The sequence below is a fragment of the Sporolactobacillus shoreicorticis genome (assembly GCF_024125445.1).
Lineage (GTDB): Bacteria > Bacillota > Bacilli > Bacillales > Sporolactobacillaceae > Sporolactobacillus > Sporolactobacillus shoreicorticis.
Map to the genome: position 1 here is coordinate 25,971 of NZ_JAMXWM010000005.1, position 13,692 is coordinate 39,662.

At 47.0% G+C, this 13,692-nt stretch carries 15 protein-coding genes; 6 read left to right on the forward strand and 9 right to left on the reverse strand.

Annotation, left to right across the window (positions count from 1 at the left end):
* Window position 1: 1 nt before the first annotated feature.
* The 9 genes from phnL to NIE88_RS05705 all read right to left on the reverse strand — a co-directional run bounded on the left by phnL (window position 2) and on the right by NIE88_RS05705 (window position 7,272).
* The gene (phnL, locus tag NIE88_RS05665; RefSeq protein WP_253060060.1) at window positions 2-709 is read right to left on the reverse strand and encodes a phosphonate C-P lyase system protein PhnL; all 708 of its coding nucleotides are present in this window, start codon (window positions 707-709) and stop codon (window positions 2-4) included.
* On the reverse strand, window positions 706-1,335 hold the full coding sequence (locus NIE88_RS05670) for a DapH/DapD/GlmU-related protein (RefSeq protein WP_290446327.1): 630 nt from the start codon (window positions 1,333-1,335) through the stop codon (window positions 706-708). The genes phnL and NIE88_RS05670 overlap by 4 nt, the downstream gene beginning before the upstream one ends.
* 5 nt (window positions 1,336-1,340) lie before the next feature.
* Window positions 1,341-2,534, reverse strand: coding sequence for an alpha-D-ribose 1-methylphosphonate 5-triphosphate diphosphatase (locus NIE88_RS05675; protein WP_253060062.1), 1,194 nt, complete (start codon window positions 2,532-2,534; stop codon window positions 1,341-1,343).
* 9 nt (window positions 2,535-2,543) lie between these two features.
* On the reverse strand, window positions 2,544-3,392 hold the full coding sequence (locus tag NIE88_RS05680; protein WP_253060064.1) for an ATP-binding cassette domain-containing protein: 849 nt from the start codon (window positions 3,390-3,392) through the stop codon (window positions 2,544-2,546).
* Entirely contained in the window at window positions 3,389-4,246 is an 858-nt protein-coding gene (locus tag NIE88_RS05685) for an alpha-D-ribose 1-methylphosphonate 5-phosphate C-P-lyase PhnJ (RefSeq protein WP_253060066.1), read from the reverse strand. Before NIE88_RS05685 ends, NIE88_RS05680 begins: the two co-directional genes overlap by 4 nt.
* A 7-nt stretch (window positions 4,247-4,253) precedes the next feature.
* Window positions 4,254-5,348 (reverse strand): carbon-phosphorus lyase complex subunit PhnI, encoded by a 1,095-nt coding sequence (locus NIE88_RS05690; RefSeq protein ID WP_253060068.1) that lies wholly within the window; start codon window positions 5,346-5,348, stop codon window positions 4,254-4,256.
* Window positions 5,349-5,975, reverse strand: a complete 627-nt coding sequence (gene phnH / locus NIE88_RS05695) for a phosphonate C-P lyase system protein PhnH (RefSeq protein ID WP_253060070.1) — start codon at window positions 5,973-5,975, stop codon at window positions 5,349-5,351.
* Window positions 5,962-6,408, reverse strand: coding sequence for a phosphonate C-P lyase system protein PhnG (phnG, locus tag NIE88_RS05700; RefSeq protein ID WP_253060080.1), 447 nt, complete (start codon window positions 6,406-6,408; stop codon window positions 5,962-5,964). Before phnG ends, phnH begins: the two co-directional genes overlap by 14 nt.
* A 144-nt stretch (window positions 6,409-6,552) precedes the next feature.
* The gene (locus NIE88_RS05705) at window positions 6,553-7,272 is read right to left on the reverse strand and encodes a GntR family transcriptional regulator (RefSeq protein WP_253060082.1); all 720 of its coding nucleotides are present in this window, start codon (window positions 7,270-7,272) and stop codon (window positions 6,553-6,555) included.
* 210 nt (window positions 7,273-7,482) lie between these two features.
* Between NIE88_RS05705 and NIE88_RS05710 the strand changes: the two genes are divergently transcribed.
* From NIE88_RS05710 to NIE88_RS05735, 6 genes are all read left to right on the forward strand, one after another.
* Window positions 7,483-8,193, forward strand: coding sequence for a GntR family transcriptional regulator (locus tag NIE88_RS05710; RefSeq protein WP_253060084.1), 711 nt, complete (start codon window positions 7,483-7,485; stop codon window positions 8,191-8,193).
* Window positions 8,194-8,273: 80 nt separating this feature from the next.
* Window positions 8,274-9,293 (forward strand): PhnD/SsuA/transferrin family substrate-binding protein, encoded by a 1,020-nt coding sequence (locus NIE88_RS05715; protein ID WP_253060086.1) that lies wholly within the window; start codon window positions 8,274-8,276, stop codon window positions 9,291-9,293.
* Window positions 9,294-9,337: 44 nt separating this feature from the next.
* Complete coding sequence (gene phnC, locus NIE88_RS05720) at window positions 9,338-10,141, forward strand: phosphonate ABC transporter ATP-binding protein (protein ID WP_253060096.1); 804 nt, start codon at window positions 9,338-9,340, stop codon at window positions 10,139-10,141.
* Window positions 10,138-10,923, forward strand: a complete 786-nt coding sequence (locus NIE88_RS05725) for an ABC transporter permease subunit (protein ID WP_253060098.1) — start codon at window positions 10,138-10,140, stop codon at window positions 10,921-10,923. Before phnC ends, NIE88_RS05725 begins: the two co-directional genes overlap by 4 nt.
* A complete protein-coding gene (locus NIE88_RS05730) occupies window positions 10,923-11,783 on the forward strand; it encodes a PhnE/PtxC family ABC transporter permease (protein ID WP_253060108.1) in 861 nt (286 codons plus the stop codon). The genes NIE88_RS05725 and NIE88_RS05730 overlap by 1 nt, the downstream gene beginning before the upstream one ends.
* A 662-nt stretch (window positions 11,784-12,445) precedes the next feature.
* Window positions 12,446-13,648, forward strand: a complete 1,203-nt coding sequence (locus NIE88_RS05735; RefSeq protein WP_253060110.1) for an aminotransferase-like domain-containing protein — start codon at window positions 12,446-12,448, stop codon at window positions 13,646-13,648.
* Window positions 13,649-13,692 lie beyond the last annotated feature (44 nt).

A 13,692-nucleotide genomic window follows, 5' to 3' on the forward strand; every position in this document is an offset into this window, starting at 1 on the left:
CTTACATGACCTCCTCAAGCAATCCATGTTCAAGCTTATACGTACGGTCAACAACCGATTCCATAAAATCTAGGTCATGAAAGATACCAATCATTGTTGTTCCGGATTTTTTAAGATCATTAATACGTTCTTTAACCGTTTCTTTAGATGCTTCGTCCAGCGAAGCGGTTGGTTCATCGAGCAGTAGCAGCCGGGATTGCCGGGCCATGGCTCGTGCCAGATTCAGCCGAAGTTTCTCGCCGCCGCTGAAGGTTTTCGGATAGGTATCCCACAATGCTTCGCGCAAATTGAAATGAGCAAGCATATCTCGTGCGCGCAATCGGGCTTTGGTTTCATTTTTGCCCATATCAAGCAGCGGTTCCATGACAAATTCCAGAGCGGTCATGCGCGGCATGATGCTGAGGAATTGAGAGACGTAGCCAATTTCTTCTTTGCGGATCGCAAGCATTGTACGGTCTGGGGCGTCGGCAAGATCAAGCAAACCAAATCGCTCGGACTGATAGCGGATGTGACCGCTGCTGGGCAGGTAGGTGCGATAAATGCACTTGATAATGGTTGATTTTCCGCTTCCGCTCTGGCCGGTAATTCCAAGAAATTCGCCTTTATGAGCAGTGAAACCGATCCCGCGGCAGCCGGTAATTCGTTTTTCGCCAAACTGGTGCATAAGAAATGTTTTTTCCAATTGGTCGACCTGAATCAGTGCAGTCATTGGTTTTCCCTCCATTTACGGATGAGACGGATAAAATCCTGAGGAGCCCACAATGCTTCATAATGTTCCTTGAGCGTTTGCCGATCCCAGTCCCACCAGCGGCTTTCTGTGATTTCCTTGATCTGTTCATCGTTGAATCGTTTCCGAATCGGTTTGGCAGGTACACCGGCGACAATGGTGTAGGGAGACACATCTTTGGTGACTACAGAGCCGGCACCGATTACTGCACCATTCCCGATCGTCACACCGGCCATAATGGTTGCCGAATGTCCAATCCAGACATCATGACCGATCGTTACCCAATGGGTACGCCTCCAGTCGAAGACACGTTGATCGTTCGTGTCCGCAAGCCCGTAGCGGACACGGCGGTAGGTCAAATGATGCTGAGTGACACGGTCCATCGGATGATTCCCTGGATTGATTCGGACGTGTGAAGCGATCGAACAAAATTTCCCAATGGTTGAATAGATGATATTTGCGTCACTGTCGGTATAGCTGTAATCGCCAAAGGAGGTTTCTTCCATTCGGGTATTCGGTCCGATGTCCGTCCATGCGCCGAGTTTGCTGTTGATGACGATTGCATTCAGTGAGATCGTCGGCTGTTCAGATAGTGTTCGTTCTGGCAAATGGCTCACCTTCCTTTGATCGTTTGCTGTGACTGGGGCGTCAGATAATGCATGCGGCAGACCTCTGTGCCATCGACAAAGACATGGGCCAGCTGCGGCCTGCTGGTCTCACTGACGCCGACAACGAGCAGATCGGCTTTTTTTCCTAATTCAATTGATCCGATTAACGGGTCAAGATGCAACGCCTTGGCCGGATTGAGTGTCACTGTGTTAAATGCCTGTGATGCACTCATTCCCAGCTCGTAATGCAGTTTAAAGGCGGCATGCAATAGCGATGCCGGATAATAATCCGAGCAGAAAATATCGACAAGGCCTTCATTAACGGCTTCATGAGCGGATAAGTTATTGCTGTGCGATTTTCCAAGTACAAGATTTGGTGCGCCCATCACGGTGAGCATCCCGAGTCGCCGTGCGTACCGTGCTGCTTCAATAGTAATGGGAAACTCGCTGATGCCTGCCTGCCAGCTACGAACAATTTCAAGCTTTTCAATCGTATCATCATCATGCGAAGCAACAGGCACACCATGTAGGTTGGCTAATTTTGTCAGTTTCTCAATGCTTTGCGTATCAAGTTTGGGCAGCTTTTTCGTTTCTTCAATAATTTGCGCTGCTTCTTGCGCGGAATAGTGGCGATGGTCGACTAGTAGGCGCCGCTGAACTTCTAAATCGCGATACTGCCCTTGACCGGGCGTATGATCGGTCAGGGACAGTTGATCGATCCTGCCATTTTGGATTAATGCGGAAACCGAATCCAGTGCATCAATGTTGGCGATTTCGTAACGCAGATGCGTTTTATGGCGTATCAAGTGCGGGCCGTTCGCTAAACGATTCAGCGATTCAATTAGAGCATAAACGGTTTCGTTATCACGCCCCTTGCGCACGGTATTCTGCTTCATTAAAGAAACGGCGTGGAAAATCGTTGTGATCCCTTCGGCGGCCAGCTTCTTTTCCAGTTCGGCAAAAGAAAGATCGACCGCAAAGCGGCTCGTTGGACGCGGTTCAATTTCTACTTCAATCGCATCGCTGTGCGAATCTATCAAGCCGGGAATCAACCATTTGCCGCCTGCATCAAGATCTGCACGTTCTACAGTATCCGGCTCACCTTGTTCAATTTGAACGATTCGCTTCGCTTCAATCGATACATAGCCGTTATCAATGACTTGGTCGGGTAACACAATTCTTGCATGATAGATTTTCATTTTGACACCTCACAATAAAGAGTGGACGAGCAGCTGAGTATAGGCATGATGCGGATCTTCGAGAATTTGATCGGTTAATCCGGCTTCGATGCAGCGTCCTTGTTTCATCACCATCGTTCGATCACACAGCATACGGATGACACCGAGATCATGCGAGACAACAATCATGGCCGTCCGACTTTCTCGCTGGATGCGACGGATCAGATCAAGAACGCGCGCTTGTACCGACAGGTCAAGGCCGGTGGTCACTTCATCCAGCAGCAGAATCGGCGGATGATTGGCCAATGCCTTGGAAATTTGCACGCGCTGCTGCATGCCGCCGCTGAAATGGAGCGGGACCTCGTCCATTCTCGTGACCGGAATCTCAACATGATCAAGCAGTTCTTTGGCACGCGCGCGTATCTCGTGTACATTGAATGTTCCAGCGGCAATCAGCTTTTCGGCAATATTTCCACCGCTTGAGAATTGCATCCTCAGACCAATCCAAGGATTTTGGTAAACCATCCCCATTAAATGATTGCGAATGTAGCGTTTTTGCTGAGAGGATTCGCGAAAGATATTAGCCGCCCCGTCTTGATAGGTGGCAATGTGCGCTGATCCGTCAGTAATCGAACTGTCAAAATAAAGGCATTGGACAAGCGAACTTTTCCCCGATCCGCTTTCACCGACGATTCCAAGAATTTCCCCTTCATAGAGATCAAAGGAAATGTCATTGCATGCCCAGACCGTACCGCAGTGCGGGCAATGATTGCTCCCTTCAGGCAGTTGTTCCGGATGACTACAGGCAGTGCAGCCTTTGCCAAACCGTTTTGTTAAGTGACGAACGCTGAGCAGCGGGCGGCTTTCATCATGGATCATGGTGTATGCCTCTTTTCTTGTCTTTTTCGGCAGTTGCCGGTATCGGAACATTGGTAAAATTTTTGTCCGGTTTTTTCATCGAAAATTTCATCAAGAAATGTGTCGCTGCTGCCGCACAGCCGGCAGTTGCACCCGTCGAAATGTTCGGTTTCAAATGGATAATCGTCAAAAGCGAGTGGCTCTATGTCTGTATAAGGCGGAATGGCATAGATTTTCTTCTCGCGGCCGGCGCCGAACAGAAACAGCCCATCCGCATGATTCAGCTTAGGCAGATCATAGCGGGGAATCGGGCTTGGTGCGAAAATGTGCCGTTTGTGTGCGAGGGCCGGATAGTCGGCACCGATGCTGATTTTTCCCCATTTGACAATGTCTTCATATAAGCGCAGCCAAATCCCGCTGTAATCCATTTCCGCATGCAGCTGCTTCGTTTTGCGCTCCTTAGCTTCCACCATCCGAAGCGGTTCCGGTAGCGGTACTTGAAAAATAAGGATTTGATCGGCACGAATCGGCACCTCGGGAATGCGGTGACGGGTTTGAATGAGCGTGGCACGCTCGGAGTCGGTCGTGACCTCGGCCTCTGTGCAGGACTGGACCAATTTTTTGATGCTAACAGCATTGACGCTGTCGTCGTTTCCTTGATCGATTACTTTAAGACAATCCTGATCACCGATCAGTGACAGAGTTAGCTGCAACCCGCCGGTTCCCCAGCCGCGGCCAATCGGCATTTCTCTGGAGGCAAACGGCACTTGGTAACCGGGAATGGCCACCGCCTTAAGCGTTGTGCGACGAATTTCTTTTTTGGAGCCTTCATCGAGAAAGGCATAATTGTACGTCTGTTTCAAATGTGGCTGCATGGTTGTGTCACTCCTTTAGCGTCTCCGTTTTTTCAGACTCAGCTATTTTCTGTGTTTGTCGCAAGACATCAAGTTTCGATTGAAAGGTGATATAATGCGGCAATTTTAAGTGAGACACGAATCCGTTTGCTTCAATGCTGTCGACATGGAGAAGGACGAATTCTTCATCTTGAGACGGAGTTGTTCCTTTTGTTTCAAGGCCTTGCTCGAGAATGGCCATGGCGATGGCTTTGGTCTCGTTCTGTCCGAAGGTCAGTCCGTAGCCGAGTCTCAGCTTTACATCGCCCTGATCGTCACGCTCAAAGGCATTGATGGTTTCGACTTCGGTCAGCATGATCTCACCAAGGCAGAGGCTTTCGCGGGAATCAAACGGATAGACAATGGTGACTTCCACATAACCGACCCGCAGTTCACCGACGGTCGGATGATTCGTAGTATGGCCGCGCATGCTACTGTAAGCCAATGCCGTCATGGCGCCGGTCTCTCCGCGAGCCAGAATCTGAAGCTTAGCGGATCGCGGGGCCGGGAAGGTCAATTTATCGCGTGTGATATCGAACAAAACGTCTGATGACTTTGGCGGAAACAGTAATCCTTGTTCGCGAAGCAGACTGGAAACCTTTGGTAAGGAGAGCGGCTGATCGGTATTAAATTCCGGTATTTGTTCCTTTAACAGCTCTTGCAGAGCACGCACGTCTTCATTTTCAAGAGCAAAGTTAAGCAGGCGATGTGTATAGTCCATGGTTGGGCCGAGCATTTGACCGCCCGGGATATCCTTGAAAGCGGAAGAAATGCGGCGAATGATACGCATTTGACCCGGATCTATAATTTCTGATTCATAATTTCGCTCAAGTGTGGATCGATAAGCACGCATCAGAAAGGCGGCTTCGCAGAGATCACCTTCCGCCTGTTTAATGGCAAGTGCAGCATATTCCGGGGCATAAAGGCCGCCCTCACTCATCACGCGATCGGTAAGATGACGCAATTGTTTTTCGATTTCAATAGTCTCCAGGCTACGCTCTGCATCTTTGATCCGGTACCATTGATTGATCCGGTCGGCAGCTTCAATCGCTTTTTGTCCGCCGGTAACCGCAACATATCCCATTTAGAAATCCCTTCTTTCGATGAGCGTTGTTCTTGGCAGCGCAGCAATCTGTCCATCATCATCGAATAAGATGAAATCACAGCCGGTCGGATATTCACGATTGCGCTCAGAACGCAAGCGCAGCCATTCCATATTCATTCCGTCTACGGAAAGTAGGTGCCAGCCATTGATTCCCGGGCCACGCAGGATTATCGGCAGTGCCAAATCATCGGCTCCGGACAGCCTGCGGACATGAAGGGCAATCGTTGCGCTTTTTTCGGGTTCGGCCAGCGTGCCAATGCGGACGGACTGCATGATTGAATCGATTTCATCCATTTCCGGAGGTGTGTCGATGAATAAATAATCAGCAGCATGTGAAGCTGTATGATGGCTCCCGGTTGTCCATTCGATCGCGCGCTCCGCAGCATCAGCGTTTAATTCCTGCGAAGCGTAATAGAAGCTGACTTGCTGATCCAGCAGCGTCTGGGCAAGCGCATAGGTGCCGGATGAACAGGGGCACGATTCCGGGACTCCGCGGAGAAGGTCGGCAATAGTATTGATCTTTCCCGGTTTTGCCATACTGTCGAGCAAACGTCGATACAGTTTTCGCGTATCATGCACGTGATGAAAAATGTTAGCGTTTGTCATTGTATTCCTCCATTGTATTGAAATGAACCTGCGATTGCGCGTTGCGTGCATCTTCTAAAGCATACTTCTCCTGAATACGCTTTTCTTCCTCATGGAATTGGGCGTTCCAGTGGTCAAGCACCGGCAGCCCCGCGTTATGCGCTGCGTCGATGACAGCCATGCAATAGGCACGTACCGGCTTTTTGCCGATGACAATGCCGACCCCTAACTGTCCATTGAGAGACACGGTACATTCAGTGACGAGTACTTCACCAAGATAAAAGGGCTGACTGGAAACGGAGTCCTTTGCTTTGGTCATAATCAGTGAGGTTTGCGGCTCGCGCTCCACCTGTAGCCTCTGTTCTTGTTCGATTTTGTGCGCGATTTCTTCTAATAGAGGGAGCGAGCAAGCGCTCATAATTCGGCTGAGGTGTTGTTTGGTCATGATCACCATTGAAAGAACCTCCCTTTCTTTTTCACTTACAAATGCACTGTAACTTATCGATAAGTACGAATTATGAATCCATTGTAAAAAAAATGTTAAGTGCTTGGAGGTGTTGACAGCCTGATTTTCATGAATACATCAAGTGATTGAATGCTAAAAGTTGATCAGGCACCGGCACATATCTCCACGCAAACGGGAACAGCTGATTTCAAACGGCTTTCCCGCAGTCGGATCATTGGCGATACTTTCGATTGCAAGAATGGGTACATTTTCCGGAATGCCCAGCCATTCCGTATCCTGCCGGCAGGAAATGACTGCCTGAAGAACAGAACTTATACGCAATGGTTTGATATTATAGTGATCCTCAAGCAGCTGATAAAGGGAATGAAAATCCGTTAAAAAGGTATTGAGTCCGGGAACATGGTGTTCCGCAAGGATGGTTTGGGTTAGGGAGACAGGCTGTCCTGAAGCGTAGCGGATGATGTGCAGATCATAGATCTGATCTTTTGGATTCAACTGCAGAGTCAGGCACTCCTTTTGACTCGGTTGCCTGATCTGCCATCCGAGCAATTTTCCATCGGCGTGCACATCCTGCTTCTGAAGATTTTCTGTGAAACGGGTTCGATTGGTAAGCGGATAAGAAATTTCGTGAACCCGTTCAGAAACAAAGACCCCTTTTCCTTGATGAGAAACAACCAGTCCGAGATGAACCAGTCGCGCGAGTGCAAAACGAATGACATGGTGATTGACACCGAACTGCGCGCATAGCTCGCGTTCGGACGGCAGTTTATCACCGCTTTTAACACTGCCATTTTCAATTTGTTCGGTTAATTTTTGCGCAATGTCTGCGCAAATCGCCTGAGTTTTATTCATCTGAGCAAGCGCTCCAATCCTTGATCGACATGGGCTGTCGCCTGGTTACCTAATCATAATTTATCGTCATATAGGGAAGAAAAGCAACGGCAGTTGTTGAATTTTCTTAATCTTTACAATTTATTAAACCTGAATTAACTTTCTTTACGTTGTTTTGCATTACACTATGTAGGGACAAGGGAACTGAAGAGGGGGTCGAAGCTGGTCTCTATGGATGTGCGGCATATTGAGATTGCTGATTATTTTATCCAGGCAATTAGTCAAGGGCTTTATCAAGAAGGAGATCGCATTCCTTCAGAAGCGGAATTGCACGTTTTGTTTGGCGCGAGGCGGTCGGTTTTGCGCCGTGCGGTTGCACGATTGGAAGAAACCGGTTGGGTGACAACGCATCAGGGAAAAGGGTCCTTTGTCACATCGAGGAAGGCGCCGATCGACTATGAACTTTCATCGAAAACAGCATTTTCTTCGATCATGAAGGAAAAAGGAATGGTTCCCCGTGCTGCACTCCTGCACTGGGAAAAGAGAGCAGCCAAGCAGCATGAGCAAGATCAGCTGGCGCTGGATATCGATGAGACCGTTTATGCTTTAGAAATTTTGAGAAGCACAGGCGATGTGCCTTTGTCGGTAACAACCACGGTGATGCCAGCTTATTTGGTGCCTGGATTAGAGGCTCATTTAACCGGATTCCATTCCCTGTATGCGTTGCTGTCACGGAGCTATCGGTTGCAGCCGAGACGATTGAAGTCCATCGTGCGTGCGGCGCTCCCGGAACCGCAGGATGCACAGATTCTGAACATGGCCGACCATGCGCCAATTCTGCAAATTGAGAGCCTTGTGACGCATCGCGGTGTGGATTTAATGGAATACAGCATCTCCAGAATTCGCGGTGATCTCAATAAAAGTTGTGTTACCTTTGACTAACTGTCGATTTTCAAAACAACAATTGTCCTTTGTTACCAAGTATACGTACCGCTCAAAATGATTTCGGAGGGAAACACAAAGTGAAAAAAGCAATCATTGGATTTCTCGTATTAACACTCCTTCTTTTGACCGCTGCATGCTCTTCTAATGGATCATCGAACGGTTCAGGAAGCAGCAAGAAGACAATCACCGTTGTTTGGTATCCTAATGAATCAGGCGCTGACATGAAAAGCTCTCGTGAATCCATTGACAAAGTGATCGCAGAAGCAACGGGTAAAAAAGTCGTGGATAAGCTGACCACCGATTATAACATTGCGATTGAAGCAGTCGCAAGCGGGAATGCCGACATTGGTTTTCTAGCTGCTCAGGGTTATATTGAAGCCCATAAGAAAAATGAAAAAGTATTGCCTCTTGTCGTTAACAGTGGGGCTTCCGGTACATTGAAGGATGCTGTTTATTATAGCTGGATTGGTGTGAATGCAAAGGATGCCGATCAATATAAATCAAATGGCGAGTACTCGATCGAAGGGATTAAGGGCAAGAAAATGTCTTTTGTATCCACAAGCTCGACATCCGGATTTGTCGTTCCAACCTCACGGATCATTTCACAATTTAAATCAGACAACCTGACACAGGATGATCTGCAGCAAGGCGGAAAGTTCTTTAAAGAAGTTCTGTTCGGTCAATCGCATCAAGGTTCGGCAGTTAATCTTCTGACAGGCAAGGCGGATGTCGCCGCATTCTGCGACACAGAGTTGGGACGCTATGTCGATCTTAAGAGTGGCGAATTTAATAAAGTCGGCGCTACATATAAAGTGAAAGATCATGCCGAAGAACCATTTAACAATTTGGGCGGCAAGGAATTTACTGTTCTTGCAGTTACTCCGGTACTGAATGCGCCGGTTGTCATGAATACAGAAACGCTAAGCAAAGCGGATCAGAAGAAATTGCTTGATACACTGACGTCTGACAAAGTGGCAGATAATAAAGAAATTTTTGCTCCGGAAGGTTCTAAGGCACTCTTTGCTAAAACAAAAGATGAACGCTTTCTGAAAATCGAGGACTCCTGGTTTGACGAAATCCGGAATCTGACCAAATAATCGACACATTGTTCTGAACGAAAAAATGAATCGAGGAGTTAATTATGAAGACGTTATTACAGTTTAAAAATGTCTCGAAGCACTATGACAAGAAGACTGTGGCGTTATCTGACGTTAGCTTCTCCGTAAATGAGGGAGAGTTAGTTTCCATCATCGGTCCTTCGGGAGCGGGGAAATCAACTCTCCTTCGTTGCATCAATCGTCTCATTGATGCAACAAGCGGAGAAATTATCTTCGAAGATAAAGACGTGTTGCAGATTAAAAATAAGAGCAAGATGCGCGCGCTGCGGACTAAAATCGGCATGATTTTCCAAAATTATAATCTGGTAGAACGTCTCAGTGTTTTTGAAAATGTCCTGCATGGACGTCTTGGTTATAAATCAGCCTTGGTTGGTGCGTTAGGCTTCTACAGTGAGGAGGAAAAGCAGCAGGCAATTAAAATTCTTCAATCTTTAGGACTTGATGAACAGATTTATAAACGTTGTGATCAGTTAAGCGGCGGGCAAAAACAGCGTGTCGGCATTGCGCGCGCACTCATTCAAGAGCCGCGCGTCCTGCTCGCTGACGAACCGATTGCCTCACTTGATCCTAGTTCTTCAAAGGTCATCATGGATCAGCTGAAAAAGATATGCAGCACACTTGGTATCACTGTTTTGGTCAATCTGCACCAATTGGATGTGGCGCTGAACTACTCGGACCGGGTCATCGGCATCAGCAAAGGCAGGGTTGTCTATGATGGAGACCCGGCAAGTCTTACAGACGATCATATTCAACAGATCTACGGGTCGGATCGTGAGGCACTGAACCTTGTTGTCCGTGAACCGAAAGAAGTGGCGCAGAAAATATGAAGATCAATTTTTTAATGAAAAAACGTCTTTATTTTCTGGCCATTTTCTTGGTTCTTGTTGTTATCTCAATTGGTTCCATGTCCATGACGCAATTCAGCATTGCCAAATGCTTTGCTTCTATTCCAAAAGCGATTCAATGGGGATTCGGCAATTTTTATCCCGCAGGCGATTCATTCGCAAGGCTTCCGGAGATTTTGCTTAAATTGCAGGAAACACTGCTGATTTCCATCGCCGCCGCATCTGTGGCTGCAATTTTCGCACTTTTTTTCGCATTAATGGGGTCAAGAATAACGAAGGTTAATAATTTTCTGGCCACGCTGAGCCGGTTCATCGCTAATGTTTTTCGAAACATTGATGTCAGCATTTGGGCGCTTGTGCTGCTTTTTTCATTCGGACAAAGCTCATTAACCGGCTATTTCGCGTTATTCGTTGCTTCGTTCGGTTTTTTAACACGCGCGTTTATGGAAACGATTGATGAGGTGGGTTCCGATACGGCTGAAGCCTTGCGCGCAACCGGAGCTAATTATTTTTCCATTGTGTTTCAAGCAATCATCCCAATGAGTGTTTCTCAGCTGATTAGCTGGGTCCTTTTCATGATTGAAACGAATATACGTGCAGCAACTCTTGTGGGTATTCTTACCGGGTCGGGGATCGGTTTTTTATTTGATCTTTACTATAAGAAGATGGATTATCATGCGTCAAGCTTGGTCGTTCTTTCTCTCGTCGTGTCGATTCTTCTTATTGAACAAATTTCCAACTATGTCAGGAGGGCGATGCTGTAATGGCTGTTGATAATCAAGCACGCTCGACCTTGATCAATGGAGGCGGACCTTCGTTTCAGAAGGAAAGAATAAAGCTCCGCTTGATGTCCAAATCAAGACTGGCCATTCGCCTGACAATGCTTGCCCTTGCCATTCTGACTGTCGTCGGTTTTCTAACCTTCGATTACCGGGATGTTCATCTGTTAAAAGGGATAATGAGTACCTTTGCAAATTTTAAAACGATCTTCGCTCAGCCGCAATTGGCACATTTTTCTCTTTCTGAAGCCATTTATCAATTATTGGTTACCTTGTCGCTTGGCGTGCTGACCACATTAATCGGAGCAATCATCGCCTTATTTCTCGGTATCTTTGCGGCTGAAAACCTGTCCAATAAAAAGGTGTCGAACGTGATCAAGGGATTTGTGGCCCTGATCCGGGCAGTTCCTACAGTCCTTTGGGTATTAATCTTCGCCGTTTCCGCCGGTCTCGGCAGTGTGGCTGCTGTAATCGGTATGTCCTTTCACTCGATTAGCTATTTGACCAAAGCATACTCGGAGTCGTTTGAGGAACTTGATGCAGGAACCATTGAAGCGCTGGAAGGATGCGGAGCAAGCTGGTGGCAGATTGTTTGCCAAGCCGTACTGCCGTCTTCGCTGACCTCGCTTATTTCCTGGACATTCATCCGCTTTGAAATAAACTTCGGTGTTTCCGTAGCTATGGGAGCCGCAGCCGGTGCAGGCGGAATCGGCTACGACATGTTCATGGACAGTGCATTCTATTATAATCTCCATGAAATGGGCGTGATCACCTATCTGATCCTGGTTGTCGCGATGCTTCTGGAATTTATGTCGCTCAAAATTAAAAACAAAGTCCGTTCATAAGAAATGTTGCTGATTGTTCAGTTTGTGTATAGATGCGCCAACTAAAATAAATAATGGATAAAGAAAGTGCTTTTATCCCCGAGTATTGAGCCTTTTTACGGGCTCTTTTTTTTGTACTGTAAGAATAGGTGACCCCGCCGCCCTAGCAGGGGGCTCGGTGAATTCAAGTTTCCTAATAGCGGAATGTCACTTCTTGATACAGGCTCAGCTGTTCAGATTGCGAATAGTTGGGCCATGTATACTGATTTTGGGTAGTTCTATGATCTCTATCCCTGAGTTTGGGTCCTGTAAAGGACTCTTTTTTTGTAAAAGCTGTTAAAAGATTATTGTTCGCTACTATTTATTGGCTCATTCGTGAAAAGCCTGGGTTTTTCGTGCCTTTCAGAAGGGTGAAAAGGTTAAAATTATCAAACAGATAACAAATGAGCCAAAAAGCATGATCGTTTAACATCGTCTTGTTAAAAAATAAAATCGATCCGATCTATATAAAGAAAAATTATTATAATAAAAATATTTTTGATTATCGTCTAGCCAGGGTAGATTGTTTTTCATTATAATAGAGCCATATAAAGAAGAAATACAATTAGAGAGAGGTTCGGAAATCAAATCGGACAGGTTGCTGCATATCAGAAGTACCTTTGGGAGCAGGAGAGGATTAATTAATGGAGAAATTAAAACCGTTTCGTTTTTCAAAACGCTTTGACGATGTGCCGCTGATCGGATCAGCTTTTGCCGGTGAACATCCGGGGCTGATCCCGCTTGCTTTTGGATTTCCCTACCCGAATTCTTTCCCAATTAATGAATTAGCTGAATCCGTTGTGGCCGCGCTGAAATCAGAAGGAACAGAGGCGCTTCAATATTCAGGAGGTCCGGGGCAAAAGAAAATTCTGAAGTGGATTCGCGAACGCTCGCGGCTGCGGTCGATTGATGTTGAAACGGATCAGATTATGATTACTTCCGGGTCAAATCAAGGAATTGATCTGGTTGCGCGAACTTTGACGGATCCCGGTGATTCGGTGTGGGTTGAGGCGCCGGTCTACTTTGGCGCGCTGCGCGCTTTTTATTTGGCACAGAATGAATTGTCTGCATTTCCGGTCGACGGTGACGGACTGCGTGTCGATCTCGTTGAAGAAGCATTGATTGAAGCAGCAGCCGGCAAACGCCCGATGCCGAAATTCATTTATGTATTGCCGAATTACCATAACCCGGCAGGTATCAACCTCTCAGTTGAGCGACGTAAGAAACTGGCTGCGCTTGCCTACAAATATAATTTTTATATTATTGAGGATGACGCTTATGTAGAACTGAATTTTGACGGCGATTTCCTGCCTTCCATTTATTCGTTTGGACCTGAACGTGTCATCTATATGAGTACCTTTTCAAAAATCGTTGCACCGGGCATTCGTATGGCTTGGGTGATCAGTGATCCGGAAGTACTAAGCAGAATTAAAATTGTGAAAACGGAAGGGCTGACGAGTGTCCTCATGCAAGAGGCAGTTAGCTGTTTCCTTGAAAAAGTGGATTTCGAAGACCATTTGAGACCACTTGTTGCAGGCTATCGAATGCGCCGCGATGCGATGGTGAAAGCGATCGGCGACTTCTTTGGCAGTGAGGTATCGTTCGAAAAACCGAAAGGCGGCTTCTTCCTGTGGCTGAGCTTCCCGTCGGAAATTGATACCACGAAATTGTTGCATGACGCCGTTGAAGCCGGTGTCAGCTTTGTCGATGGCAAGTCATTTTATTTAGACCGCAAGCCGACCAACAATCTGCGACTTGCCTTCAGTTTTTGCGATGAAATGCAGATTCGCAAGGCCATCCGAATCCTTGCTATGGTGTATCAGAAACAAAAGAATGCGGTCTGCTGATGTGATGTACAATCTATATTGTTAGGCTGTTGTCACGAGAAATG

What these genes read in the sequence shown, in the direction of transcription:
- phnL (WP_253060060.1), bottom strand. Translation starts at nt 709, where the DNA reads ATGACTGCACTGATTCAGGTCGACCAATTGGAAAAAACATTTCTTATG.
- NIE88_RS05675 (WP_253060062.1), bottom strand. Translation starts at nt 2,534, where the DNA reads ATGAAAATCTATCATGCAAGAATTGTGTTACCCGACCAAGTCATTGAT.
- NIE88_RS05680 (WP_253060064.1), bottom strand. Translation starts at nt 3,392, where the DNA reads ATGATCCATGATGAAAGCCGCCCGCTGCTCAGCGTTCGTCACTTAACA.
- NIE88_RS05685 (WP_253060066.1), bottom strand. Translation starts at nt 4,246, where the DNA reads ATGCAGCCACATTTGAAACAGACGTACAATTATGCCTTTCTCGATGAA.
- NIE88_RS05690 (WP_253060068.1), bottom strand. Translation starts at nt 5,348, where the DNA reads ATGGGATATGTTGCGGTTACCGGCGGACAAAAAGCGATTGAAGCTGCC.
- phnH (WP_253060070.1), bottom strand. Translation starts at nt 5,975, where the DNA reads ATGACAAACGCTAACATTTTTCATCACGTGCATGATACGCGAAAACTG.
- phnG (WP_253060080.1), bottom strand. Translation starts at nt 6,408, where the DNA reads ATGGTGATCATGACCAAACAACACCTCAGCCGAATTATGAGCGCTTGC.
- NIE88_RS05705 (WP_253060082.1), bottom strand. Translation starts at nt 7,272, where the DNA reads ATGAATAAAACTCAGGCGATTTGCGCAGACATTGCGCAAAAATTAACC.
- NIE88_RS05710 (WP_253060084.1), top strand. Translation starts at nt 7,483, where the DNA reads ATGGATGTGCGGCATATTGAGATTGCTGATTATTTTATCCAGGCAATT.
- phnC (WP_253060096.1), top strand. Translation starts at nt 9,338, where the DNA reads ATGAAGACGTTATTACAGTTTAAAAATGTCTCGAAGCACTATGACAAG.
- NIE88_RS05725 (WP_253060098.1), top strand. Translation starts at nt 10,138, where the DNA reads ATGAAGATCAATTTTTTAATGAAAAAACGTCTTTATTTTCTGGCCATT.
- NIE88_RS05730 (WP_253060108.1), top strand. Translation starts at nt 10,923, where the DNA reads ATGGCTGTTGATAATCAAGCACGCTCGACCTTGATCAATGGAGGCGGA.
- NIE88_RS05735 (WP_253060110.1), top strand. Translation starts at nt 12,446, where the DNA reads ATGGAGAAATTAAAACCGTTTCGTTTTTCAAAACGCTTTGACGATGTG.